Annotated in this window: 21 protein-coding genes and 1 pseudogene; 7 read left to right on the plus strand and 15 right to left on the minus strand. The window is 60.5% G+C overall.

Annotated elements, in window-relative coordinates; translation table 11 throughout:
• Positions 1 to 60 precede the first annotated feature (60 nt).
• Positions 61 to 642: a hypothetical protein gene (locus tag O1W68_RS18000; protein WP_269305862.1), complete on the plus strand. Its 582-nt coding sequence runs from the start codon at positions 61 to 63 to the stop codon at positions 640 to 642.
• A gap of 28 nt (positions 643 to 670) precedes the next feature.
• Here the strand turns inward: O1W68_RS18000 and pabB are convergent, their stop codons facing one another.
• The 3 genes from pabB to O1W68_RS18015 form a co-directional block, all read right to left on the minus strand.
• Entirely contained in the window at positions 671 to 2725 is a 2055-nt protein-coding gene (gene pabB / locus O1W68_RS18005) for an aminodeoxychorismate synthase component I (RefSeq protein ID WP_269305864.1), read from the minus strand.
• A 9-nt stretch (positions 2726 to 2734) separates the two neighbouring features.
• Positions 2735 to 3067, minus strand: a complete 333-nt coding sequence (locus O1W68_RS18010; protein WP_269306084.1) for a chorismate mutase — start codon at positions 3065 to 3067, stop codon at positions 2735 to 2737.
• Between the two features lie 395 nt (positions 3068 to 3462).
• A complete protein-coding gene (locus O1W68_RS18015) occupies positions 3463 to 3801 on the minus strand; it encodes an RNA polymerase-binding protein RbpA (RefSeq protein WP_084345141.1) in 339 nt (112 codons plus the stop codon).
• Positions 3802 to 3979: 178 nt separating this feature from the next.
• Here O1W68_RS18015 and O1W68_RS18020 point away from each other — a divergent pair, with 178 nt between their 5' ends.
• Together O1W68_RS18020 and O1W68_RS18025 are read left to right on the plus strand one after the other, a co-directional pair.
• Entirely contained in the window at positions 3980 to 4312 is a 333-nt protein-coding gene (locus O1W68_RS18020; RefSeq protein WP_269305866.1) for a hypothetical protein, read from the plus strand.
• Between the two features lie 102 nt (positions 4313 to 4414).
• Positions 4415 to 4870 carry a tellurite resistance TerB family protein gene (locus O1W68_RS18025; RefSeq protein WP_084345139.1) on the plus strand — a complete coding sequence of 152 codons (456 nt, stop codon included), beginning with the start codon at positions 4415 to 4417 and terminating at the stop codon, positions 4868 to 4870.
• A gap of 48 nt (positions 4871 to 4918) precedes the next feature.
• Here O1W68_RS18025 and O1W68_RS18030 read toward each other — a convergent pair whose 3' ends face one another.
• Positions 4919 to 6403, minus strand: coding sequence for an amidase (locus O1W68_RS18030; protein WP_269305870.1), 1485 nt, complete (start codon positions 6401 to 6403; stop codon positions 4919 to 4921).
• Positions 6404 to 6538: 135 nt separating this feature from the next.
• Here O1W68_RS18030 and O1W68_RS18035 point away from each other — a divergent pair, with 135 nt between their 5' ends.
• Entirely contained in the window at positions 6539 to 8923 is a 2385-nt protein-coding gene (locus O1W68_RS18035; RefSeq protein WP_269305872.1) for an excinuclease ABC subunit UvrA, read from the plus strand.
• A 27-nt stretch (positions 8924 to 8950) separates the two neighbouring features.
• On the opposite strand, the gene O1W68_RS18040 is transcribed toward O1W68_RS18035, so the two are convergent.
• A complete protein-coding gene (locus tag O1W68_RS18040; RefSeq protein WP_442972413.1) occupies positions 8951 to 10414 on the minus strand; it encodes a DUF2252 domain-containing protein in 1464 nt (487 codons plus the stop codon).
• Between the two features lie 121 nt (positions 10415 to 10535).
• Between O1W68_RS18040 and O1W68_RS18045 the strand changes: the two genes are divergently transcribed.
• Positions 10536 to 11420 (plus strand): polysaccharide deacetylase family protein, encoded by an 885-nt coding sequence (locus O1W68_RS18045; RefSeq protein ID WP_269305874.1) that lies wholly within the window; start codon positions 10536 to 10538, stop codon positions 11418 to 11420.
• A gap of 70 nt (positions 11421 to 11490) precedes the next feature.
• Here the strand turns inward: O1W68_RS18045 and O1W68_RS18050 are convergent, their stop codons facing one another.
• The 6 genes from O1W68_RS18050 to O1W68_RS18075 form a co-directional block, all read right to left on the minus strand.
• Positions 11491 to 11760 carry a hypothetical protein gene (locus O1W68_RS18050; protein ID WP_442972397.1) on the minus strand — a complete coding sequence of 90 codons (270 nt, stop codon included), beginning with the start codon at positions 11758 to 11760 and terminating at the stop codon, positions 11491 to 11493.
• 208 nt (positions 11761 to 11968) lie between these two features.
• The gene (locus O1W68_RS18055; RefSeq protein WP_136172299.1) at positions 11969 to 12370 is read right to left on the minus strand and encodes a DUF7144 family membrane protein; all 402 of its coding nucleotides are present in this window, start codon (positions 12368 to 12370) and stop codon (positions 11969 to 11971) included.
• Between the two features lie 749 nt (positions 12371 to 13119).
• Entirely contained in the window at positions 13120 to 13464 is a 345-nt protein-coding gene (locus O1W68_RS18060; RefSeq protein ID WP_269305876.1) for a hypothetical protein, read from the minus strand.
• A gap of 281 nt (positions 13465 to 13745) precedes the next feature.
• Positions 13746 to 16124 (minus strand): PEP/pyruvate-binding domain-containing protein, encoded by a 2379-nt coding sequence (locus tag O1W68_RS18065; protein WP_269305877.1) that lies wholly within the window; start codon positions 16122 to 16124, stop codon positions 13746 to 13748.
• A complete protein-coding gene (locus O1W68_RS18070) occupies positions 16121 to 17119 on the minus strand; it encodes a TIGR03617 family F420-dependent LLM class oxidoreductase (protein ID WP_269305878.1) in 999 nt (332 codons plus the stop codon). The genes O1W68_RS18065 and O1W68_RS18070 overlap by 4 nt, the downstream gene beginning before the upstream one ends.
• Before the next feature lie 9 nt (positions 17120 to 17128).
• Complete coding sequence (locus O1W68_RS18075; RefSeq protein WP_269305879.1) at positions 17129 to 18244, minus strand: hypothetical protein; 1116 nt, start codon at positions 18242 to 18244, stop codon at positions 17129 to 17131.
• Between the two features lie 49 nt (positions 18245 to 18293).
• Between O1W68_RS18075 and O1W68_RS18080 the strand changes: the two genes are divergently transcribed.
• Positions 18294 to 18902, plus strand: coding sequence for a TetR-like C-terminal domain-containing protein (locus O1W68_RS18080; RefSeq protein WP_269305880.1), 609 nt, complete (start codon positions 18294 to 18296; stop codon positions 18900 to 18902).
• 96 nt (positions 18903 to 18998) lie between these two features.
• On the opposite strand, the gene O1W68_RS18085 is transcribed toward O1W68_RS18080, so the two are convergent.
• The 4 genes and pseudogenes from O1W68_RS18085 to O1W68_RS18100 form a co-directional block, all read right to left on the minus strand.
• Positions 18999 to 20654, minus strand: coding sequence for a class I adenylate-forming enzyme family protein (locus tag O1W68_RS18085; RefSeq protein ID WP_269305881.1), 1656 nt, complete (start codon positions 20652 to 20654; stop codon positions 18999 to 19001).
• A gap of 195 nt (positions 20655 to 20849) precedes the next feature.
• Positions 20850 to 22379: an acyl-CoA carboxylase subunit beta gene (locus tag O1W68_RS18090; protein WP_269305882.1), complete on the minus strand. Its 1530-nt coding sequence runs from the start codon at positions 22377 to 22379 to the stop codon at positions 20850 to 20852.
• A gap of 144 nt (positions 22380 to 22523) precedes the next feature.
• A complete protein-coding gene (locus O1W68_RS18095) occupies positions 22524 to 23120 on the minus strand; it encodes a maleylpyruvate isomerase family mycothiol-dependent enzyme (protein WP_442972398.1) in 597 nt (198 codons plus the stop codon).
• A 280-nt stretch (positions 23121 to 23400) separates the two neighbouring features.
• Positions 23401 to 24076 (minus strand): annotated as a pseudogene (locus O1W68_RS18100) (dienelactone hydrolase family protein); the annotation flags it as partial.
• Positions 24077 to 24174: 98 nt separating this feature from the next.
• Here O1W68_RS18100 and O1W68_RS18105 point away from each other — a divergent pair.
• Positions 24175 to 24777, plus strand: a complete 603-nt coding sequence (locus O1W68_RS18105) for a dihydrofolate reductase family protein (RefSeq protein ID WP_269305883.1) — start codon at positions 24175 to 24177, stop codon at positions 24775 to 24777.
• Positions 24778 to 24816 lie beyond the last annotated feature (39 nt).

The following is a 24816-nucleotide window of genomic DNA, read 5'->3' on the forward strand; positions in this document are numbered from 1 at the left end:
AACTACGGTCTGGGGATACCTGTGAAGCGGATCAAGTCAGTAACGGCAACAGTTGCTGCGGTGCTTGTTACGACATCGGTGACAATTGTGATCGGTGGCGGCACGGCGTCTGCCGATCCGGTCGCAGCGAACGAATCAGTGAATTACCAGACGTCCGTTCTACCGGATGGAGCAGTCAGCACAATTCTCGACTCAGGCGCGTTTCGTCTCGACGCAACTGCTGAGCAAGTTCAGGTGATCGGTGCATCCGGTAACGTCCTGGCCGCCTTGCCACTGACTTATACCGTCAACGGTACGTCGTATTCGATAGCGCCCGCCGTACTCGGCAGTCGAGAGTTGTTGCTGACGCCACAACCGGCAGCGTCGCTCGTGACCGACGTGGCGGGCCCGGTCACCAAGCAAGCGGCACTCGATAATGCTCTGAATCAGATCGCCATCGGCTACACCAATGGTGGCGCAATCGGTACCGCTGTGGGCGCTGCACTCGGATTCGCCATCGGATGCGTTTCGATCTTTCCGAACTTCATTTCCGGGTGCATCATCGGAACTGTCATCGGCGTGGTGGCGGGATCGATCATCGGAACGCTCAATGCCAATCCGCAGGTTCAACCAGCCGTGTTCGAGTACTTCGCTACTCCCTGACCGAGCCGACGACTGAGGGGCGGAACAGCTAGCTTCGTCCCTCAGGCCGGCGGCCCAGCGCCCGCCGCATCGAGACTGCTTTGACCATCGTTTCTTCGAACTCCTCTTCCGGGTCCGACAGAGCAACGATGGCGCCTCCGACGCCGAACGTGACCTCGTGCTCGGTGGAGACGATGGTTCGAATGACGATCGAGAAGTCGGCGGTACCCGTCACCGACAAGTATCCGATTGCTCCCGAATACACACCGCGCGGACCATCTTCCAGCTTGTCGATTATTGCCATCGTTCGAATTTTTGGCGCTCCAGTCATGGAGCCACCGGGAAATGCAGCGCTGACACAGTCGACGGCAGAGGCATCTTCGCGTAGTCGACCTCGCACTGTGGACACCAATTGGTGTACGGGGGCGTACGTTTCGACGTCGAACAATTTGGGGACATGTACCGACCCCGGGATGCACACGCGGGCAAGATCATTGCGGACAAGGTCGACAATCATCAGGTTTTCGGCCTTGTCCTTCTCGTTGTCGAGAAGATCCGCGCGGAGTTCGGCGTCCTGTTCGGGGCTTTCACCGCGCGGACGCGTCCCCTTGATCGGCTTCGATTCGACGATTCGTTCGGCATCGATACGCAGGAACCGCTCCGGTGATGCGCTCGACACCGACAGATCAGCGAAGCCCAGAAATGCGCTGTAGGGCGTGGGGTTGATTTCACGCAGATAGGAATAGGTATCGAGCGCGTTGATCGGACCGGGGAACGTCGCTGTATTGGTAAGGCACACTTCGTATGTCTCTCCCGACCGGATTTCGGCCAGACACTGTTCGATCAGGTCTAGGTACTTCGCATGGTTGTGGCGAAGGGGCAACTCGTTCTGAACAAGTGGAGCGATCAGCGCCTGTGTGTCCGGAACCTGCTTGTCCTCGTGTTCGAGTGATCTCAATGCGCGCTCGACCGATGCGAACCACGTCGCAGTTTCCGTCTCCGCTCGATCCCGGACCAGGGCCATGACGTAGCACTGCCGTCCAACATGGTCGAATACTACGGCGCGATCAGCGAAAACCATCGAGGCGTCCGGAGTCGGTGCGGTATGAACAAGCTGTCCGCCGACGTCGGCTTTGAGTTCGTAGCCCAAGTATCCGACGTAGCCGAGTCCGAATGCAAAGGGTAGGTGCTCGAGTGGGGGAGTTGCACGATCACGCAGCTGGCGGTCGAGGTACGCGAAGAAGGTCGAATCGATGGTTTCCACCGATCCATCACTGCTTTCAACACTGACCTGTCCCTCGGCTACTCGGTACGTGACGTACTCCGCTAGCGGACCAGAGCAGTCTCCCATGATGGTGAACTGTGAATTCGGCTCGACCGCGGCACTGCCATCAAGCCAGAAGCTGTTGGGTCCACTTGCGAACAGCGCAGAGAACGCTCGCTCGGTATCGAATTCGCCGTCTATGCAGAGAGTTTCGATCGAGTACGGAGATCGACATGGAATGCCGGTCGATGCTCGGGGCTTGCGAGCCACCGTGAGATCCCGAAAGTTTGCCAGCAGTTCGCGACCGTAATCGGTACTGATCGACTCTGGATGGAATTGCACTCCCCAGATCGGTTTGGTGCGGTGACTAACAGCCATTACCAAGCCATCATGGGTCCACGCGACGGCTTCGAGTTCGTCGGGCACTTCCACTGCCAGCAACGAGTGATATCGCACTACCGAATACGGTGACGGAATTCCCTCGAACAGATCGTCGCCAGTATGGACAATTTCCGATATTCGACCGTGCATCGGCGTGGGTGCAAGATCGACCACGCCGCCGAACAGGTGACATATCGCCTGATGACCCAGGCACACACCGAGTATCGGCAGCTCGCATTCTTCGATAGCGCGCGCGCTGATTCCGAGATCGTGCGCGGTCGTAGGACGCCCAGGCCCCGGAGACACTACGACATTGTCGAAGGTTCCGAAGTCGATGGACTCCCAGGGCACGTCATTCTTGACGACCACAGGTGGCACGCCGTTCACCTCTGCCAACAGGCTGTAGAGGTTATAGGTGAACGAGTCGTAATTGTCTATGAGCAACGTGCGAACAGCCATGTCCATCACCTAACGATGCTGCGCGTCGGACGCGGCGCGCTGGGTGGGGGAATCCGAGTCGATGATGAGGTCTTCGACACGGCATGCCTCTGCGATCAACAACTTGTACACCGAGGTGAGAAAGTCCTCCGACAGATCATTGCTACGCGCGAATTCGCGGGCTCTTTCCTGAACGACCCCGACGCGGCCCGGTTGCATCATCGGTATTTCGAACTCACGCTTGACCGCCGCGACACGCACGCAGATATCGATCCGGTCACGAATCGAATCCATAAGACAGCGATCGACCGCGTCCAATTCCTCGCGCAGAGAGCTCAAAAGATTTTCGGAATCCCCGTACACCTGGTGCCGCCCCTCTCGCTCTGCCGTGGATACCGCGTCCGAGTTCGAATGCAGCGTTTCCACCTACCGCGTCGACATATACATCGACAGTGATCCTCGAGCTGTTACCCCTGCGCCATACCGACGATGCCTTACGGTCCGCAGTCCTGACGACCGCGCGTGGCGTTAGAACTCAGTATGGCTCAGAGCACAATACTTTCATTGCACGGCGGAGTTGGGACGGCGTCCACGAAGAAATTGTTCATTCGTCGTCGATTCGAAATACGTGCTTCTCGAAAACAAACCCACGGTAGGAAGCGTGACAAAAAAATGCGCCGAACGAATGTTTCCATTCGTTCGGCGCAAGCACAGTTACTTTATGTCGGTCGAGCGCCCGTGCACTCGACATGAAGAAATCAGGCGCCCCGGCGCTTGACCTTCAGTAGGTCCATACGTTCCTTGAGAAGCTCTTCGAGCTCTTCCACGGACCGGCGCTCGAGGAGCATGTCCCAGTGAGTACGCGGAGGCTTTACCTTTTTGGCCTCCGGTGCCGTTCCTTCGAGGAGCGAACCCTCGAGGCCGTTCTTGCACGCCCAAGTGCCGGGAATCTCGGCTTCGTCGGCGAACGGGATGTCGAACTCTTCACCGTTGTCACAGCGATACCGGGCAACCCGGCGAGGCGCGAGATCATGATCGCGGTCGGTCTCGTAGCTCACAGCACCGAGACGGCTACCCCGTAGTACGCGGTCTGCCATTGTGAAGTCCTCTCCTCATAGTGCATGCGATTTTGCACGGGGCTGGTGATGCCCTCATGCAACTCACAAATATGTCAACGTCTGTACCGCGTCGTTCGTTCCCGTATCGACACGCGAGAAGTCTTTGTCGGCGCCAGTCCGTGGTCATTCTACCGTCCCGCACCGTTAGGCTCTGTACATGCCGGTGTCGTCTCGTCGAGTTCATGCGTGCGCATGGTGCGGACGCGAGGTCGCGAACTCCGGAATGGGTCGGCGGAGGCGGTATTGCCGTCAGTCGTGCCGGCAGCGGGCATACGAGCACCGGAGTGCGGTCAAGGGCACATCCATCCCGGCAGATGCCATCGTATTGTCGGCCGACGAGGCGTCAGCATTGATCGACCGCACGTTCGAGGTCAGATGTGCCGCCGAAGACGTCGCGATTGCCGTGCAAGAAGGTGCGTCAGCGGAAGAACTTGCCCAACTGTGCGTCGAACTCGTGGCCAGAGCAAAAGACGCCGAACGGCTGCGATAGGGCTCACCAGGCCAGTTGGTTCGTCGTTTCGGACACTTCGGACCAAGATGTGGACAATGGAGTCGATCGCGCGAACGGCGCGACGCCGAACGAAGGAGATCCATGGCTTTCTGGGACCAACTCAAATCGAAGGCCCAAGAGCTGAACGGACAGTTGCAGACCAAGACCGTCCAGTTCAAGAACAAAGAATTCGCAAACGGCAGCATGGCGATGTGCGCTCTCATCGCCGCAGCGGATGGCACCATAGATCCGGCCGAACGGCAGAAGACAGCATCACTCATTGCCAGCAACGAAGCCTTGAAGGTCTTCCCTGCCGACGAACTTCGACAGAAGTTCGACTGGTATTGCGACAAGCTGAATGGTGACTTCGACTTCGGCAAAGTGGAAGCCACTGCCACCATCGGCAAGTTGAAGACCAAGCCGGAACAAGCTCGAGCAGTCATCCAGATCGGCATCATCATCGGTGGCGCAGACGGACTGTTCGATGACCACGAGAAGAACGCGGTACGCAACGCGTGCTTCGCCGTCGGTATAGATCCGGCCGAGTTCGAACTCTGACTCACTGACCCGCGGTACCGACTGCGCTCGGTACCGCGGGTTACGAGGTCAATCTGCCGGAGCCGGGAATCGATGAATCCACGGTTGTGCTTCCTCGAGCTGAGCCGCGAGCCGGAGGAGTTCACCATCGGATCCCAATTTTCCGACGAACTGCACACCCAGTGGTAGCCCGCCCTCGGTCCAATGCAGAGGAACGCTGATCGCGGGGCGGCCCGTGAGATTGGCCAACTGGGTATAGGGGACCCACCCGAGGCTGTCCTGAATGACGTCGTCGAGTACCCCGCTGAAAGCCATCAGTTTCCCGCCGCGAACCTTGCTGACAAGACGAGCGGTTCGCTGCATCAACGACGAGGTGGAGGTTGCGCCTACTCGCAGAGGGGGAGTAGCCAGTGTCGGAGTCAACAGGTAATCGAAACGCTCGTGGAATGCGCTGAGCGAACGGACATGGGACGTCGTTCGTTCCAACGCCTCGATCGTAGCTAGCAAACCACTCGAACGACCGAACTCGGCAATTGCCACAGTGTCAGCCTCGAAATCGGAATCGCTTGCGCCGGTTCGTCTTTTGATATCAGCAATCTGCGCGTGTACCTGAGCGAACCATATCGTCAGGAAGTCACGCGAGAGCGCCCAGTCGTCGTAGGGCGGCGTCACCTGCTCGACGTGGTGCCCCAAGCCTGCGAGCAGTTCGGCGGTACGCTCCACCGCCTCGACAGCCTCCCGGTGCGGTGCCGGATTGACCGCCGAGGACGAGGACCAGCCGATTCGTAGCGGGGACGGGGCTCGATCGAGATCCTTCGAAAATGGTTGCGCGGGAAATGCAGCTTGGTAGTCCGAGTTCGGATCAGGGCCGACAATCGCGTCGTACAGGGCAGCGCTGTCGCGCACAGTTCTGCTGACCACCCCCTGCGTCACCATTCCGAACATGATTTCTCCGGTCTGCGGACCGTAAGGGGAAAGTCCTCGACTGAGCTTCAGGCCGACGAGACCGTTGCACGCCGCGGGGATCCGAATCGAACCGCCGCCGTCGTTCGCGCCGGCTGCGGGCACAATCCCAGCAGCTACGGCCGCGCCGGATCCACCCGAAGAACCGCCGGGCGTGCGGGAAAGGTTCCATGGGCTGCGGGCAGCTCCCCAGTAGTCCGGTTCGGTGACACCCTTCGCACCCAACTCCGGTGTGTTGGTCTTCCCGAAGATCACCAGACCTGCGTCGAGAAACCGCTGCGTCACGAGGGCGTGATCGGTAGCGACGTGATGGGCCAGGGATCGCGAACCGTACGACGTCGGATAGCCCTTGTACTCCTGGAGAAGATCTTTGATCAAAAACGGCACACCTGCGAGAGGGCCGCTGAGCGACGGGTCGCCGGCCCGCGCGTCTGCAGCGTCCAACGGCGCCACGATGGCGTTCAGCTTGCCGTTCACCTCAGCCGCTCGTTCACGTGCGAGATCGAGTAGTTCGCGCGCAGTTACCTGCCGGGTGCGAACGGCTTCTGCCAATGACAGGGCATCCAGGGACATGTATTCGCCGAGCTTCATGCGCAGATGCTAACCCGCGAGGACCCGCCGATAATATGGATCAGGAATCGAGAAGCGGGACAGTGAGACGCGAAGCTACCGTGACGACACATAAGCCGCGACAGCTACCTGCTCTGGAGATGGAGAACCGAACGCATGGTCACGAAGAGAAGTGCGAGTTCGCATGGACTGCATGCCGCCGATGCTCACGATCTGATTCGAGTCCAGGGCGCCCGAGTGAACAATCTCAAAGACATCAGCGTCGATATACCCAAACGCAGGCTGACCGTCTTCACCGGTGTGTCCGGCTCGGGCAAAAGCTCGTTGGTATTCAACACCATTGCCGCGGAGTCACAGCGCATGATCAACGAAACCTACAGCACGTTCGTCCAAGGCTTCATGCCCACGCTCGCTCGGCCCGACGTCGACGTACTCGAAGGGCTGACAACGGCGATCATCGTCGATCAACAACGAATGGGTGTCGATCCGCGATCGACGGTCGGCACAGCCACCGACGCCAACGCGATGCTTCGTATCCTCTTCAGCAGACTCGGCAAGCCACACATCGGTTCGGCGCAGGCGTACTCCTTCAACGTCGCCTCGATCTCCGGGGCGGGCGCGGTCACCATCGACCGAGGAGGCCGACAGACGAAGGAACGGCGCAGTTTCAGCATCACCGGAGGAATGTGCCCCCGATGCGAGGGACGAGGCTCGGTATCGGATTTCGATCTGTCCGCACTGTTCGATGCAGCCAAGTCCTTGAACGAGAACGCCATCACCGTGCCCGGCTACAGCATGGAAGGTTGGTACGGCCGCATCTACCGCGGCTGCGGCTTCTTCGATCCGGACAAACCGATCAGCAAATACACCAAGAAAGAAACAAACGATCTGCTCTACAAGGAGCCGACAAAAATCAAGGTCGAAGGCATCAACCTGACCTACACGGGACTGATCCCACAGATTCGAAAGTCGTTTCTGGCCAAGGATGTCGACGCGATGCAACCCCACATTCGTGCTTTCGTGGAGCGCGCAATCACCTTCGCAACGTGCCCAGACTGCGACGGCACCAGGCTCAGCGAGGCTGCGCGATCGTCGAAGATCAAGGGCAAGAACATCGCCGACATCTGTGCGATGCAAATCAGTGATCTCGCCGAGTGGGTCGGTAATGTGCAGGAACCGACGATGACGCCGCTGCTGACGTCGTTGAGCGGCATCCTCGACTCGTTCGTCGAGATCGGGCTCGGATACCTGAGTCTGGACCGTCCATCCGGCACATTGTCCGGTGGTGAAGCCCAGCGCACCAAAATGATTCGCCACCTCGGTTCCTCGCTCACCGACGTCACCTATGTCTTCGACGAGCCCACGATCGGCCTGCATCCGCACGACATCGCTCGGATGAACGATCTCCTCCTGAGGCTTCGCGACAAAGGCAACACGGTGCTGGTGGTCGAGCACAAACCGGAAACGATAGCGATCGGCGACCACATCGTCGACCTCGGTCCCGGCGCCGGCAGCGGGGGAGGCGAGCTCTGTTTCGAAGGGACGGTCGAAGGACTCCGCGCAAGTCGGACCGTCACGGGCCGACATTTCGACGACCGGGCAGCACTGAAGGACTCCGTCCGGGCCTTTACCGAGGTTGTGGAAATCCGCGGTGCGACGTCCCACAACCTTCGATCCGTCGACGTCGATGTGCCGCTCGGAGTTCTCGTTGTCGTCACCGGTGTCGCCGGTTCGGGCAAGAGTTCGCTGATTCACGGATCTCTGTCCGGACTGGACGACGTCATCTCGGTCGATCAGGGAGCGATCCGCGGATCCCGACGCAGTAATCCAGCTACGTATACCGGGCTACTCGATCCGATTCGAAAAGCGTTTGCCAAAGCCAACGGCGTCAAACCTGCTTTGTTCAGCGCCAACTCCGACGGTGCATGCCCGAACTGCAACGGTGCGGGCGTCATCTACAGTGATCTCGCAATAATGGCCGGGGTTGCCACCGTATGTGAAGTGTGTGAGGGCAAGCGTTTTCAGGCATCGGTGCTGGAGTATTTTTTCGGTGGCCGAAATATCAGCGAAGTTCTCGAAATGCCGGTGTCCGAAGCCGAGGACTTCTTCGGCAAAGGCGATGCGAAGATACTGTCCGCACACAAGATACTGAGCAGACTCTGCGACGTCGGCCTCGGTTACATCAAGCTGGGTCAGCCTCTGACCACACTGTCAGGTGGTGAACGGCAGCGCCTCGAGCTCGCGACCCACTTGAGCGAAAAAGGCCGAATCTACGTACTCGACGAACCGACCACCGGTCTCCATCTCGCCGACGTCGAGCAATTTCTCGGCCTACTCGATCGCCTCGTCGACTCCGGTAAATCGGTAGTGGTGATCGAACACCATCAAGCTGTGATGGCGCATGCGGACTGGATCATCGATCTCGGACCCGGAGCCGGACACGACGGCGGCAAGATCGTTTTCGAAGGTACGCCCGCAGATCTCGTCGCCGACCGAACGACCCTTACCGGCGACTACCTCGCGCGATATGTCGGTAACTGACCGACAGCGGAAAAAGCTGAGCAGTTCTCAGGGGACATCAGGCCAGCCACGCTCGGATGGGATGGAGCCATCAGCAACAGCTTTGGCCAGTTGAGCGTGGTCTGCTGTGTTTTGGTCGGCATAGGCGCTTGCGAACGCAACCATCGCTTCCTCGACCTTACTGCCACCGCCGAGATAGTCGGCGATAGCTGCAGCGTCACCGCTACGAGCATGAGCGCGCGCCAGGACGTTGCCGCAGGCTGCTGCAAATTGCGGGAGACGAAGAGCGACGACCTCACCTTTGGGGATTACTTTGCCGTCGCGGAACTGCCTGACGTAGAAATCCAAATCGAGGTGCAGATTCGCGTCCTGAAAAGATGTCCATCCCACGAACATGTCGGTGGCGCTCTGGATCATGCGTTGACCATGCACTACGCGTGATCCGTGGTTTTCGTACTGGCTCTTGCCCAGGAACTGTTCGTAGACAGATGGGCCCGCCTGTTTGATCTGCAGTAGCAGTGGGTCTTTTGTGCGCCGTTCCTCGAGCAGTGTCAGGAACACCCGCATGCCGACACTTCCGACGCCGACGACTTGACGTACTGCGTCGACCACGTCGTAACGGGTGAGCAGGTTATCGAGATGGTCGGGGATGGAGTCGTAATACTTGCGCATCACGTCGAGCAAGATTTGATCAGCCGCGTCGCCGAGCCGGTGTACTCGATACGGGGGATCCTCGGTGATCACTCGATGGCCGTCGACCAGAGTGGTGAGCTTCTTCGAGGCCACCCGGCCTGTCCGCTTTTTGGCACGCTTCTCGATGAGCGCATCCATTTCGCCCTCATCGTCGGTGGTCGCATACTCGACCAACTGGTCGACACCGACTTTGTCGTACCAGACGTCGATCTGCGGCATCGTTGCGTAAGTCTTCATGTGCTTGCGATAGCTGCGGTACCCAGCTCGAACCGACTCTTGTGCAAGCCTTTCCGGCACGCCGTTGTCTCGCGCAAGCACGACGACGCTCGCGAGAAAACGTTTGAGGTCCCACTCGAACGGCCCGGGTAGGGTCTCGTCGAAGTCCCGCAGATCGAAGAGGAGATTTCGCTCGGGAGAGGTCCACGGACCGTAGTTCAGGATGTGCGCATCGCCGCACATCTGGACCATGATCCCGGTATTTGCGGTGGAGGCGAGGTCGGCGGCCATCACTGCCGCGGCCCCACGGTAGTACGTCCAGGGAGAATGGCTCATTCGCCCATGTCGGATCGGGAGGAGGTCCGGTGCTCGAATATCGCTCTGCGCCAGTATTGTCTGCAGAGGGTCATGACCGCGAGTTGCCGAGTTCCAACTTCCAAGCTCCCGGCGCGATACCAAGGCACGCGCAGCACGCCCTGAACCCGAATGCTCGGGTGACGGTGCATCGACTATCGCGGGAGCCCGGTTAGGCGTTGACCGTGTGCTCACGGGCACTCCTTCGTCATCATGTGCGGTGGCATCGCTCAGGCGTGTCGAGTTCACCAGAGACCGAGATGCTGTCCTCGGCATTCGAGCATGGTCCTTTTCCGGTCCAGGCAGCATCACCCGCCCAGGATGATTCTGCTTCAGCACCCATAGTGGCGTGGCGGGGCATAATGAACCGATGGCTCTCGCCTCACACCGACGCTTCGATTACTCGGCAATCACCGATCGTCCACAGTTCGAGTGGCCAGGTGGTGCTCGTCTTGCGGTGTACGTCGCCGTCAACTGCGAGCACTTTCCCTACGACGACGGCCCCCCCGGCCTCGGCTACACCCCGGATATGGATCAACCGAACACCTATAACTGGGGGTGGCGTGAGTACGGTAACCGTGTAGGCGGATTCCGGATCGCAGAAACTCTGGAGCGGAGCGGGATACGGCCCACCCTGTTGCTCAACACCGAAACATACGATCACGCACCGGAGTTGCTCGACGCATTTCGTGAACTCGACGCTGACTTCGTAGCCCACGGCCGCACCAACGCCGTCCAACCCAACCAACAGGACGAGACCGACGAGCGTCAGACCATCGACGAGGTCTATCGCACGATCGAACGCCTCGAAGGGATACCGCCTCGCGGGTGGATGAGTCCCGGCGCCAATCCGAGTCGCGTAACCGAAGACCTCCTTGCCGATCGTGGATTCGATTACACACTCGACTGGCCGATCGATGATCAACCGGTATGGCTTTCCACCCGCGGCGGACCGTTGCTCAGCGTTCCGTACCCCCACGAGGCCAACGATCTACCGGCATTCGTTCACCATCACGGCACAGCGGACGAGTTCGAGCGCACGATCATCGATTCGTTCGAAGAACTTAAGGACAATTCAGCCGAGCAGTCCGTGGTGCTGGCCATCTCGATTCACACATTCCTGACCGGACAGCCGTATCGACTCCGTCGATTTCGCGCCGCCCTCGAACACATGACGGCGAGTGCCGACGGCGTTTGGTTCACGACGGCAGGTGACATCGCTGGCCACTTCCGAAGCGTCATGCCTCCGAAATAGCACTGAACCTTGTCGAACCGGTGGAGGAAACCGATCCGACAAGGTTCAGATGTCGAGAACAAGCCTGGCGCTACTGGCGCGATACTGCGACTCTGGCGATGTCGGCGGGGTCGATGACGTGCGAATGGTCGTCGTCGTCGCCGACATCGGTCGTTTCGTCGGCGGAGAAAACCATCGGCTGTGTCTGATCTACCCGACCGTTACCGACTTCGCGACCATCGTAGAAGACGGTGACGGTGCCGCCCTTGGCGAGACCGCCTCCGTCGTAGGCAAACTCTGCACGGATCTGGTGCTTGCCCGGGCTGATCGCTTCTGTTGCGGTGGCGGTGAATTCAGTCATTCCGAGCAAGTTGTACACGAAGGATGCGTACCTATTCTTGATGTCGAGGACGTTGGAGAATCGTCGAATCCGATTGATAAAGTCAGCACACAGGTTTACCAGTGGGGGATAGGTGACTCCACTGGGACGCACATGATCGACATGCACCTGCAGCCCGAGGCGGGGGACGTGTCCGCCTCGGGCCGACTTCCCTTGCCGCCGAAGTGCTTCAGTCAGTCCTCCAGGAGGCAACTGCCCAGATTACGACGATATCGATGGCGATCACCAAAACCGACCACCATGGGTAGTAGGGGAGCCAAAGAAAATTGGCGATGATCGATAGCGCTGCGATCACAATTGCACCGACTCGGGCCCAGACAGCTCCACTGAACATGCCGATTGCAATAAGCGCACCGAGTACACCTACAATCGTGACGATCCAACCCCACGTGGTGAGATCGAATTTGTAGATGTACTCAGGTCCGGCGACAAACAATGCGTCTTTCGATATCGCCGAAATACCCTGCAGCACTGTCAAAATCGACACAGTAAGCAGCAGGATTGCGGCGGCAAATGTTGTTCCGGCTGCAAATCCTTGTTTTACGGGATGGCGATCGTGTTCAGCAGTCATCACATTCCTCTATCCTCGCGGCAGCGGTTGTCGAATTCGAGTGTGAGCCGTCCTGGGCTGAAAATACTCACCCACTGCGGATGAATCCCGCCTGTGGCGCCGAATTCTCGTCTGGATCCACGGGCGGGAAAGGAAGATCAGAGCATTGGCTGCTGACGGGTGCGAGACCCGCAGATCATCCAGAGGTCTTCAGGGCAGCTGACCGTTTCAACCTGTCGAATCGTCACAGTGACGATTCGACAGGTTGAAAGCCTGCCAAGGGGGGATGGACTGCGAGGTAGCGTCCGGGAGTTTCGGCAGGAATGCACATGGACCCGCAGCGATGCATCTGGAGGCATCGAAAATTTTGCCACGCAAGTGGAATGCAGCGAGCGTGGCAAAAATTTTCAATATGCGTGCATTTCGCGCTTGCGCGATTCGGCGTACTGCTCACAAGCGACTGATCGATGGAGGCTGAAGGCTGATTACCCACTGAAGTAGCTCACCGTGCCGACTGCGCGCTGACCTGGTAAACCTGTATTTTGGCCAATTTGCCGATAATCAACATTATGTCAAGTAATATGTTGGATGTTGTCCCCTGTCGAGAACTTTTCCACTTCGTGTACCAGTCGATACAACTCGCGCACTCTGCGTGACACATGCAGACACGTCAGCCGACGGTCGGCGGACCATCGGTGTGTGGCCGCTGCGCGATGGCTATACCAGGCACCGGGTCATTCGGCGCAACGAATCGATTCGCTGCGCCTGTTTCACTGCGGCCGTTCGGGGTCCGTCGGGTTCTTCATTCTGGGCCGCAGATTGTAGCCGCCGTACCACTGGTGCACTGCTTGCTTGCTCATGCCGAGAACGTCGCCAATCTTCGACCACGGCACCGGCGGTCTTGCACTGCGCAGTCGCTCGATGATGGCGTAGCGGTCGGCGATCATCGTCGAAGCCAGGAACGCGTTGATCTCGAGCGCATCGAAATCAGAGACGGCCTCAATGCGACGCCGCTCGGCGTCGGTGATCCACTTTTCAGCATCCTCACGCCCCAGATTGCGCACACCTTCGGCGAGCTCGACCGCTGCGAGGGCGGCGTTGTATTCGTCGTACATCGCGGACAGTTCGGCCGCGGTGAGTTTCTTCGTGGAATACATATCGTCAACATATCTTGACGACTTACAATCGCCAAAAAATCTTGACGTCGGCAAGCAAAAAGCATGTCTCACTGGAGCGGCACGGCCGCTTCCTACGGGACGCGATAGCCGGCCCTGGGAAAACCTGGTGCCCCGAGCATCGGAACCCGCGTGCAGGCACCGAATTACAAACCTACGCCGCTGGTGTGGCGGGCAATCGAAGTCACCCACTGGCCGTCCACACGTAACCGAGGGTGGGGTCAGGGATTATCGAGTTTGGTGACCAGACCTCGGTCCCCGTCCACGCGAACCCGGTCGCCGGTCTCGAGCACCTGCGTTGCCACCAAGGTATTGACGACGCACGGTAGCCCGTACTCCCTCGCCACCACAGCGCCGTGAGAAACGGAGCTGCCGATATCGGTGACCAGAGCGGCGATGACGGTGAAGTACGGAGTCCATCCCACGTCGGTGACCGGGGCGACAAGAATTTCACCACGCTGCACTTCACGCGCATCGACTATCGACTTCGCAACACGCACAAAGCCTTCGACCGTACCCCGACTGGCGGGCCGTCCGACGATCTCGTCGTCGGTGAAGCTGCGCTCCGTCCGAGCAATGAGAGGCGACGGCCTCCCCACAGACACATCGTCGAACTCGAGGAACCCCTGGAACGCGAGTGCTTCACGACGCTGGAGACCGCGCAGCACGAGATCGGCAACGTCGTGCGGACCGACGATGTGGTTCAATTCTGTGCGGTCGAAGAAGAACACCAGATCAGGGTCGGGTAGCCGTCCAGTACAGGCCAGCAACTCCCCCAGGTGGCGGTACCCCAGCTTGAGCGCATGGGCCATCAGAGCCATCTTCGATTTCGTCTCCTCGCGTCCCCGCGCGCCGCCCTGCGCCAGGCGGGCGAGAAGTCTGACGGTCGACGATGTGGGCGTCCGAACCCGAGAGAACATCGGTCCGCGAACAGCCTGATCGAGAGATGAGCGCAGCATGACCTGCATCATCGATCCCAGCCCTTCCGGGTCCTCGGCCCAAGATGGGTCTCGCATGCACAGCTCACGGTATCCGCGGTGACCGTAGCGAATCAAGAACTGTCGCAAAGCTATACCGCCGGCGCTGTCTGTAGTCCGCAATCCGTCGACCGCATTGCCCGGCTCCGCGGCCAAGAATCTCGTGGTGGCCTCGTCGTCGGTGGCGACGGTGTTCACTACCGAGTCGAGATGCTCGAGCATGAGCGCGCTCTCGACATCGGAGGCGCCGGCCAGAAGGCGGGTTGCCTCGGCTCTCCCCTCGTCCTCACTGCCTCCCTTCTTGACCGCCTGCTTCATCAGAACGCTTTCGAGGATGTTGGCTGCAACCGCTGCGCGTGACGACGACCGCACATGAGTCAGCGTGATGTCGCAGTACTGTTCGACGCCGAATTCCAACTGCCGCAGAACGTCTCGTCGGTCATCACTGGTCGGAACCGGAAATCCGGCGATCTGGTCGCCCAGGCGTCTGATCGCCGGACCGGCGGATAGTGCATACGCGGTGAGCCGGACCGTATTGCCAAGTTTGCGAAAGAAGGGTTTCGCCGGCTTGGGCTTCAATTCGTCGACCACCCGACCGCAGATCGATGTGGAGAACTGCTCCAGCGAATTTCCGAGTAGGCCCGAGCTCAGCGCCGTGCCTTCGGTCAGGTTCAGGAACATGTGTCCATAAAAATATCCGACCTGAAGCCACGGTTTCTCGTAACTCGGTTGTGCCCGCGCGACCACTTGCAGCCTTTGCATCGCGTGGTCGATGGCGTAGCCGGATACCGACGCGGTCAGCGGGCAGAAGGCACCCGGCATCATCTCCCCTATGTTGCAGCGCGTGTACACGTGATCGGCGCCCGCAAGTGGCGAGTCCATCTCGTCGAGTTCAGCGGGCAGGCTGGTGATCGGCCTGCCCTGCAGCCACCACAGAGTGCCGGACCGGTCGATCGCCCATTCGAGATCCATAGGCCTCCCCCAGTGTTGCTCAGCGCGTAAAGCATCGGAGCGAATGTCGGCGATCTCCCGGGGCGACAGAACCGGCACCTCGCCAACCTCGTGCACGACGGGGATTCCGCGGGAATCCAGGAGTATGTGGTCAGGAGACGCCGTACCGTCGACGAGCGCGTCACCGAGTCCGGCGATGGCGTCGATAACCATGACGTCGCGCCGGCCGGTGGTCGGATCCGCAGTGAACACGACACCGGCGGCGCGCGCGTCGACCATCTGCTGAACCACCAGATGCATGATGGCCGCTGACTCCCCGCTGTAGGACGAGGCTCGTTCGGAATTCACCGAGGCGGTGCACGTGCACACTGCCTCGGTGAAGTCATCGACGGAGTCGACACCGAGCACAGTGTCGTATTGCCCGGCGAAGGACTGGTTGTCACCGTCCTCCCCGACGGCCGAAGACCGGACTGCCACGGGGGTCGTGCCGTCGGCAGCCATCTGCAAGAACCGCTGTGCCGCAACACTAACGGAGCCGTCCGTGGAGGCATCGGCGATGACGAATCCCACTGGCACCGATAGGCCGAGACGTCGCAGTTCAGCGAGCCCAGCGGCCTTACCGCCGTAGCGGTCGTCGCTGACGTCATCGAACTCGACAGTTCTCAGCGTCATGGTTTTCCTCCCAACGAGTCTACGATCTCGGCGAGCGCGTCAACCTCGATGGGGCCCGGTTGATACAGGCAGATTCGGTCCGACACGCCGTCGACACGGTCGCGGATGTGCGCGGCAATTTCGGCTGGGGTGCCGCAGGCGGCGATGGTGTGCAGTATTCGATCATCGATCAATGTAGCCATCTCCTGCCACCGGCCCTGCTTGGACATAGTGTTGAGTTCCGGCTGAAGATCGCCCCAGCCGTGGGCGTCGAGCACTGGCCGGTAGGCCGGGGTGGAACCGTAGAACGCCAACAGCATTCGAGTCGAGGCATGGTCGTCGTCTCTTCCGGAGTCGACCGACACGATGATCTCGGGCACCACCTCGAAGTCATCCTCGCTGCGGCCGGCAGCAGCGAGCCCTTCACGTACAGCCGGCATCGTCCTCTCGTGAAGGAACCGCTTCGACCCGAAAGGCATCACCAACAGACCGTCGGCCACTTCTGCGGTGGCTTTCGTCAACCGAGGCCCGAGGGCGCCGAGGTAGATCGGCGGCGGACCGAACGGGTTCGGACCCGGTACGAAGGTCGGCGTCATCAAGGTGTGTCGGTAGTATTCACCGCGGAAGTCCAGTCGTTCACCGTCATTCCACGTTGCGAAGATCGCTCGCAGCGCCCCCACCATTTCCTTCATCCGCGCGACCGGCCGATCGAACTCGGCCCCATAGCGCTTCTCGATCTGCGCGCGCACCTGCGTGCCGAGCCCCAGGATGAAACGCCCCTCACTGAGTAGTTGCAGATCGTTGGCTTGGTGGGCGAGCTGAATCGGGTTGCGGGGAAACGCGATCGCGACGTTCGACATCACGTCGAGACCCTTCACCGACGAAGCCAGCACCAGAGGGGTGAACACGTCGAAAGGTCCTTCGAAGGTGAACACACCGGATGCACCGGCTTCCTGCAACACTTGTGCGCGCTCGACCGCGTCAGTGGGCCCGAACAGCGCTGTCATGATTTTCATTGACGTCGCCTAGTTCGCTACGTCTGTCCAGTCGGCAAAACCGGACGGGTGGTGCGGGCCGATCACCCCGTGCTCGAACAAACCCGCGCCCTCACGGGTAGTCCCATCTGCTTCCGTGCACACGGCATGGCCGACATGGTCGATGAGACTGAACGGCGCGCGGGCGATCACCTCTGGGTCCGACAGGTCGAAGCTGACGCGTTCGGCGAACGGCCCGTCCTTCCAGCTGCCGTGTGACCACGAGGAGTCCCCACCGTAGCCCGACCCGAAAGCGATGGGCGCAAACAGCTTCGATTCGACGTCCAGTCGGATTCGGTCTCCGGCGCGATTCATGAACTCGACGTGGACGCCCTTCGGAATCCTCGTCCCGGACAGATAATCGACGGTGGCGCGCACTCCGTCGAGTTGTTCGACGCGGCCGTCTCGCCAGCGTCGCGTGCAGTCGTACAGGTTGCGATGGCCATCCGGGTCCTCTTGCAGGATCAGGAACAGTTGGTAGTCGTCGAAGGCCAGTGGAAGGTAGAGCCACCACAGTCCGCGGAAAGTGGCGTCCGGACGACCGGACGGCTCGGTCTCACCGACAGGTCGGATCCCCCAGGATCGGTCGCGACTGGCCACACTGCTGTCATGATCGACTTCCAACCGTTCGCCGTCGACATCGATCCAGCCTTGCCAGGAGCCGACCTGCGCGAAGCGGCACGCCTGCAACGTCACTCGCCGCTCGGTGAGCATCTCGTGCGGCTTTTCCAGGGCGGCAGGGAAGAGCCCGCGCCACGTGAGATCTGCGGAAATGCCCTCAGTCGGCGCCAGTGTCAGGTGCATCTCCTGCAACGGCTCGATGACGTCGAGACGGTAGCCGTTGACGTTCTGGTGAAGGCGGTCATCGTCGATGCTGTCGCTGAGGTGTACTGCGGTCTGAGTCTCGCCGCGCCGCACGACGAAGTAGGCGTCCTTGACGCCCAGTCGCGGGTAGTAGCCGATTCCGGTCAGAGCCATGAAGCGGCCACTTCGGTCGAGCACGTTGAAGTACGAGCGATCGTAGAAGTTTCGATCGGATGTGGCCGGCCAAGTCATCGGCGCAGGGGTTTGGTGAATTGGATATTCGTCGAGCGGGCTCAGTTTCACAAGTCTCCCTCAAATACGATACGCACTGTATTGGAACTATGCTGAAGTCATGACAGCAGAAAACCGCATGGAAGGCAATAGCGCAGCGCATATCGCACCGGGTCGTCCGCGCGACGGCAGGATCGATGACGCGATCATTGCGGCGACCCGCGAATTGATACTCGAGACGGGCTATTCCGCGTTGTCACTGTCGGCGATCGCCGCGCACGCCGGGACCACCACTGCTGCCATCTACCGGCGGTGGTCGGGCAAGGCACAGCTTGTCCACGAGGCAGTGCTACCCGCCGAATCCATCCCCACGCCGAACGGTTCCGGCGATATTCGTGAGGATATTCGAGCGTTGGTCGAAACGATCCGCACTATGTTCGACGCTCCTGAGGTGCGTATGGCGTTGCCGGGCCTGATTGCCGACACCGTCGCCAACCCTGAAGTGCACAGCACGATGATCGCCCGGTTGGCCGGCAATCTGACAGCTTTCGAATCTCGCTTCCGTCAGGAGCGCCGAGGCGATGACGAGCTACCGATGCTCGCCGAGGTTGTGGCGGGCACTGCGATCTTCCGCATCCTCATTCGCCGCGACTCCGCTCTGGACGAGACCTGGGTGGACGAGATGACAGAGATGATCACCGAGCGCTGGCCCTCCGGCGAGACGTCCTAGTCGCGGGTGTCGGCAGGTCGTCGCTCGATGGTCAGCGGTTGGCCATCGAGCGACTGCACAGACTTCGTCGGAAGCGCACTATCGGGTCGAGAATCCTTATGTCGTGGGCGGCGCAAACGCCTCCAGCCCGCGCCGCACGATTTTGCCTGTGGCGTTGCGCGGCAACTCGACCTGAGTGAGAACCCAGCGAGTTGGGACTTTGTAGCGCGCAATACGATCGGACATGAACGCCTTCAGGTCTGCTTCCGTCGTGTCGGTCGCTGTCACTACTACGGCAACCACCTCTTGACCAAAGTCTTCGTGCGGCGCGCCCAACACTGCACATTCCTGCACAGCGGGGTGCTCCGCGAGTGCGGCTTCGACCTCAGCTGGATAGATGTTCTCGCCGCCTCGGATGATGAGGTCGGATCTCCGACTGCGCAGTCGGAGATGCCCGTCGAGCATCACTCCGATGTCCCCCGTGTGCAGCCATCCGTCAGCATCGATAGCAGCATCTGTCGCCACGGCGTTGTTCCAGTACCCCAGCATTACCAATGGGCCTCTCAAGCAGATTTCGCCTTCGACGCCGTCCGTCACCTGGATTCCGCTGATCTCCTGGATCTGCACCTGCATGGTCATAACCGGGGTGCCTACAGAATCCTCGTAGAGCGCTATGTCGGCGGCGGTCGCGATCGTCGCCGCTGAACTGGATTCGGTGAGCCCGTAGGTGGTACCCAGCGATTTCGCTGCGTCAGGAAGAACTTTGCGAAGCGCAGTTTTCAGCGACGGAGAGGACGGTGCCGACCCCAGGGAAATAGTGGTGAGGGAGGACAGGTCGTAGCCCGAAAGATCACTGTGCTGGACCAGGCGGTTGGCCATGGTCGGAACCATTCCCCACTGGGTCACATGCTCCGTTTCGACCAGTTGGAGCGCCTTGTCTATGTCGAACCTTCCAAGGTAGATCACCACCGCATCCCCGAAGACCAATCGGGGCACCACTAGATTGTGCAGTGACATCATGTGGAACAGCGGCGCGGCGAGAAGTACGCGGCGTTGTTCCGGACGCGAAATTCCCATCTCGGTCGCTGCCGCGTCATTGACGGCGAAATAGTCGGCTGCAGCAATCACGTTGCGGTGCGAATGTGTAGCACCCTTCGCCCTACCTGTGGTGCCACTGGTGAAAATGATGATGGCGGGGTCGTCCTCTTCGACCACAGCAGGCGGCAGCTCGGCACCCGAGAATTCGAGGCTGAGCCGAGGAATGTCCTCCTCGATCGTCAGCACGGGAATTTTCGGATCGTCGAGCATTGCTCGGCGTTTTTCATCGGCTACGACGAGCATGGGTGTGCAGAGTTCGATGGCATCCGCGGTTTCGCGCGCCGACCACATCGAGTTCATCCCGACGGCTATCGCGCCAAGTGCGGTCACCGCCCAGAACGAGAGGACCCATTCCGCGCTGTTGGCCGCCAAGAGCGCCACTCTGTCGCCCTTGCCGACCCCGTATTTCTCCTGCAGTGCCCGACTCAGCGAGGCCACCCGGTCATGGTGCTCGGAAAACGTCAACCGACCGTCGCCGCATATCAGGTACTCGCGATCACCATAGGCCGCCGACGCAGTGAGAGCTTCGCTCAGCGATCGCGCCCGGTTTTTGAACACCTGCATTCGATGACCGCGAACGTCCTCGTAGACAAGCTCGAATTGCCGCCCCGGGGCGGTGACCGCCGCAAGTGCCTGCGTTCGTCGCTCTTGGATGGTCAACTCTGTAGTCATCATTCGTCCTCTTTTGAGATGTTCACGCTCGATCCAACGACCGATTGTCTGATAACGCCCGGTCCATCGACTGGATCCGTATTCCGCCGAACAAAATTCACTCGCACCTCGTGTATGTATATCAACAGCCATCATCGGCGACCGACCGTCACACGCAGCACGCGCGAAATTCACCTCGTGCTAGTTCTGCCGCTTCGCTCAGGGCAGATAGCCGATGTGCCGAATTGGTTCGACCGGGGCGGGCTCACGACCTCGGGCCATTCGCAGACCTCCCAGCAATGCGTTGCGCAACTGGCGCGGATCGATAACCTCGTCGTAGGTGACCGTGCCGGCCAAACGCCAGGGGCCGGAGTTTTCGTTCTCGATCAGTGCCGCTCGTGTCTGCTCATCTTCCTTCGCAGTATCGCCGCCGACACCGGCCGGAATCCCACCGAGCATGGCACCGGGAAACGCCAGCGAAACAGTCTGCCCGCCGAACGCGTTCTGCCCCATCACCGAACTGCCGAAACCGAAGGCCTTACGTACGGTCACATGCAGCTTTGGAACCTGCGCACGATGCTGAGCGGCGAACATCCGGGCCGAGGCCCGGAGGATTCCGGCGCGCTCCGACACGCTTCCGGCCAGTACGCCCGGATTATCCGCCAGCTGCACCAGTGGTAGGTGGAATGCGCTGGTCATCGAAATGAATCGTGCCGCTTTCTCTGCGGCCGCCCTGTCGATCGCACCAGCAAGTACCAGTGGCTGGTTGGCGACGATCGCTACCACATGTCCGCCGATGCGGGCAAGGGCTGTGATGATCGAACCACCATGCTCGGGCTGGATCTCCAACAGGGATCCAGCGTCTACAAGCCGCTCCAGCACTTCCCGCATGTCGTAGCTTTTCCGCGGATTCGGCGGGATGATGTCCAACAAGTCATCGAGATCGCGCTCGTCGAGATCGTGCCCGGAAACCGCTGTCGTCGTGGGCGGTCGATTCCAAGCGCTGCTCGGGAAATACGACAAATAGCGTCGTACCAGTGCGAGTGCCTCCTCGACGTCCGCAACAACGTTGTGGACGACTCCACTCTCCACCGCGTGTACTGCGGGCCCACCTAGATCGCTCTTGGTGACCTGCTCGCCTGTCGACGCCCGGACCAGTGGAGGACCCGCGGTGAACAGCGCGGCATCCGCGTCGACCATCACCACGAAGTCAGACAGGGGCGCGGTCAGCGCCCCATGCCCGGCGGACGGGCCGGTAACCACCGCCACGGTGGGAACCAATCCGGCCAATTCGCTCATCGCCTGTAGATCATTGGGTGCCGGTCGGTGCGGGAAGAGTCCGTTGACGGCTCGGTGCCCCGCACCCTCGAGCATCATGACCAAAGGAAGACGCTCCTGCTGTGCGAGCATTGCGATTCGAGCGCGCTTCGTGGCGGCGGCGGTGCCAATGGAACCACCGCTGACCGAGAAGTCTTCGGACCCGACCAGAAGAGGCCGGCCATCGATGAGACCGGAGCCTGCGACGAAAGCGTCCGCGGGAGTGGAACCGTCGCCGGCCAGAGTGCCGATTTCGATGAAGCTACCCGGATCGAGCAGTTCATCGATTCTGGTGCGGGCGTCGACTCGCCCGCCGGCGCGGTGGCGGGCGAGTTTCTCGGACCCGCCCATGGCCCGTGCAGCTTCACGGCGTCCGGCCAGCGTTTGCAGGAGCGGGGCCCAATCCTGGCGGTTCTGGGACTTCAAGTCCACTGCCCTTCGATCACTTCACACATGGGGACATCCTCTCAGCTGGGGACATCCTCTCAGCGAAACCTGCATTTCCCGCTATCGGGATCCACTATCCAGGGTGCACTTTGTCCACGAACGGGCCATCGAGATAGGTTCCACAGGTGGTCAGCTACCCGGCAACGAATTTCCAGGCCAGTACGGATCTCGTCCGATGAAGCCTGCCAGTGACGTCACTGGATCCGCGTCGGCGGCCACGGCGACGGCCGGACCGTATTGGCCAGAAGACCGCAGCAGCTCTTCGATTCCGGCCATACCGTCGAGCAACTGTGTGGCGAATGCAGGGTCCAGGTTCGGCGCTCGACCGAGGGCGGTTGCCAGGTCCCAGGTGTGCATGAAGACATCCGAGGTGTAAAACTGATCGATCGCGTCGGCGAGTCGGTGGGTGCCCACCATCGGGTGGCTGAACTCGCTCTCGTCGGTGGCTTCGTCGAGTAGGGCCTGCACACCCTCGACGTGCGCCTGCCAAGCGGCTGCGGGATCGGACTGTATGTCCGGTCCAGGTGGTAATTTCTGACCGCCGGCACTGAGGAAGTCGGTGAACCAGTTGACCAGATGCGCGACGATATCGCGGACGACCCAGCCCTCGACCGGAGTGGGCAACTCCCAATCATGCACCAGTGCAACGTTTTCAGTGAAAACGGTGGCTATCGCTCGGTGCCGATCAGCGGGGGTCAGATCGGCGAGGGGCGTCATCGAGTTCATCGCGCGCCAACGACCGCATCGAGCTTGCCGAAACAATCCCCCGATGACCGGACGAGACTCTCGAACCCCACGGTCGTGAGTGAGGCACAATCAGGCGTGTCCTCGAAGGTGTACGGCAGCAGTGCGTTCATGATCAGGGGCCCTTTCGTTGGTTCGACAAGTGTGCATCCCCGGCCTACTGGTCGCCAAGCATGAGGTCATGGCAAGCGAGGAAGACCCCATCCCGCACCCGCTCTCGGCACCTGGTCACGGGCGTAGCTGCAGGTGCCGGGAACGATGACTAACTCGAGTGTCGGGCGAGGAACTGGGCCCCACCGGTGACCTCGGATTGTGGTACTCCAGAATGCCCGCCCATGTTCGCGTGCAACGCCTTTTCCTCGGAGCCGAAGGCGTCGAACAGATTCAAACTAACCTGCCGGGCGTTCGTTTCATCGTCTCACTGCAGGAGAACCAGTAGCGGAATGGTGACTTGACGGGCCTCGTCGAACATGGCGGCGGGCACGAAGCCACCCGCGAACAACACGGCGGCAGTGATACGCGGCTCGACCACCGCCAATCGGATACCGATGGCTATCGGTCCTCCCGAGAACCCGACCGGTCCGCGAACTTCAGGTAGCGCAAGAAGAGCATCCAAAGCGTCCTGCCACTCCGGGACTGCCTTGTCCACCAGCGGAAGTACAAGCCGATCGACTATCTCGTCGACCGGCTCACCGGCCGCCAGCGCCCGCCAGATCACTGCGGGCCTGCTCCGCGGCGGAACGGGTCCGCTCACCGCCGCCAGCAAGCTCGATGGTGGCCGCGGCAAAGCCGTGCTCCAGAACCGAAGCCCGGGCCCGCCCTGCCAACCGGGAATGCATCGCGTGCAATCCCCCAGGGTGGCCGAGTAAAACCAGCGGCACCGGCCCGGGTGCGGACTCGGGCGTCCAGAGAATGCTGGGGATCCCGTCGAGGGTGAAACGGGTTCTCTGGCAACTCCATAGCTTGGCTTGACCACAAGCAGATTGCCTTTGCGATGAAGGCGATGAGTTTCGATCGCGGTGGCAGTCTGAACGACATGACTCGAACTACCGCACATATGTCGATCTCCCTTGACGGCTTCGTCGCCGGCCCCGATCAGGACAAGGACAACCCCTTGGGTGTCGGAGGCCTCCAACTGCACACATGGCATATCGGTGAGGCCACGAACGAGGCCGATGCCGCGCTCACCGCTGAACTACTGCGTCCTCGCGGAGCATTCATCATGGGTCGCAACATGTTTGGTCCCATCCGCGGTGAGTGGGATGAGGACTGGAGCGGGTGGTGGGGTGACAATCCTCCGTACCACGCACCGGTGTTCGTACTCACCCACTATCGACACGATCCAATCGAGATGGCGGGTGGCACCACTTTTCACTTTGTGACCGATGGTTTCGATTCCGCGTACGCCCAGGCCAAGGCCGTGGCCGGCAAAAACGACATCTCCATCGCCGGCGGCGCGTCGACCGTTCATCAAGCCCTCGCCGCCGGCGTGATCGACGAACTCGTCCTCGACATCACACCAGTCTTGCTCGGAAGGGGTGAATCACCGTTCGATGGCCTGACGAACTCGAGCCTTGAACCGATCGAAGCCATTCACTCTCCGTTCACGACGCACGTGCGGTATCGCGTGAAGCACTGACCGGGACGTTTACGGCGGCTCCGAATTCGGCCGAGGCCC

The sequence above is a fragment of the Rhodococcus sp. H36-A4 genome (assembly GCF_027158005.1).
In the GTDB taxonomy this organism is placed as follows: domain Bacteria; phylum Actinomycetota; class Actinomycetes; order Mycobacteriales; family Mycobacteriaceae; genus Rhodococcoides.

Bases quoted from the DNA above. Each gene is read 5' to 3' on its own strand.
- pabB (WP_269305864.1), bottom strand. From the start codon at position 2,725: ATGGCTGTTCGCACGTTGCTCATAGACAATTACGACTCGTTCACCTAT.
- O1W68_RS18015 (WP_084345141.1), bottom strand. From the start codon at position 3,801: ATGGCAGACCGCGTACTACGGGGTAGCCGTCTCGGTGCTGTGAGCTAC.
- O1W68_RS18020 (WP_269305866.1), top strand. From the start codon at position 3,980: ATGCCGGTGTCGTCTCGTCGAGTTCATGCGTGCGCATGGTGCGGACGC.
- O1W68_RS18025 (WP_084345139.1), top strand. From the start codon at position 4,415: ATGGCTTTCTGGGACCAACTCAAATCGAAGGCCCAAGAGCTGAACGGA.
- O1W68_RS18030 (WP_269305870.1), bottom strand. From the start codon at position 6,403: ATGAAGCTCGGCGAATACATGTCCCTGGATGCCCTGTCATTGGCAGAA.
- O1W68_RS18035 (WP_269305872.1), top strand. From the start codon at position 6,539: ATGGTCACGAAGAGAAGTGCGAGTTCGCATGGACTGCATGCCGCCGAT.
- O1W68_RS18045 (WP_269305874.1), top strand. From the start codon at position 10,536: ATGGCTCTCGCCTCACACCGACGCTTCGATTACTCGGCAATCACCGAT.
- O1W68_RS18050 (WP_442972397.1), bottom strand. From the start codon at position 11,760: ATGACTGAATTCACCGCCACCGCAACAGAAGCGATCAGCCCGGGCAAG.
- O1W68_RS18055 (WP_136172299.1), bottom strand. From the start codon at position 12,370: ATGACTGCTGAACACGATCGCCATCCCGTAAAACAAGGATTTGCAGCC.
- O1W68_RS18060 (WP_269305876.1), bottom strand. From the start codon at position 13,464: ATGTACGACGAATACAACGCCGCCCTCGCAGCGGTCGAGCTCGCCGAA.
- O1W68_RS18065 (WP_269305877.1), bottom strand. From the start codon at position 16,124: ATGACGCTGAGAACTGTCGAGTTCGATGACGTCAGCGACGACCGCTAC.
- O1W68_RS18070 (WP_269305878.1), bottom strand. From the start codon at position 17,119: ATGAAAATCATGACAGCGCTGTTCGGGCCCACTGACGCGGTCGAGCGC.
- O1W68_RS18080 (WP_269305880.1), top strand. From the start codon at position 18,294: ATGACAGCAGAAAACCGCATGGAAGGCAATAGCGCAGCGCATATCGCA.
- O1W68_RS18085 (WP_269305881.1), bottom strand. From the start codon at position 20,654: ATGATGACTACAGAGTTGACCATCCAAGAGCGACGAACGCAGGCACTT.
- O1W68_RS18095 (WP_442972398.1), bottom strand. From the start codon at position 23,120: ATGAACTCGATGACGCCCCTCGCCGATCTGACCCCCGCTGATCGGCAC.
- O1W68_RS18105 (WP_269305883.1), top strand. From the start codon at position 24,175: ATGACTCGAACTACCGCACATATGTCGATCTCCCTTGACGGCTTCGTC.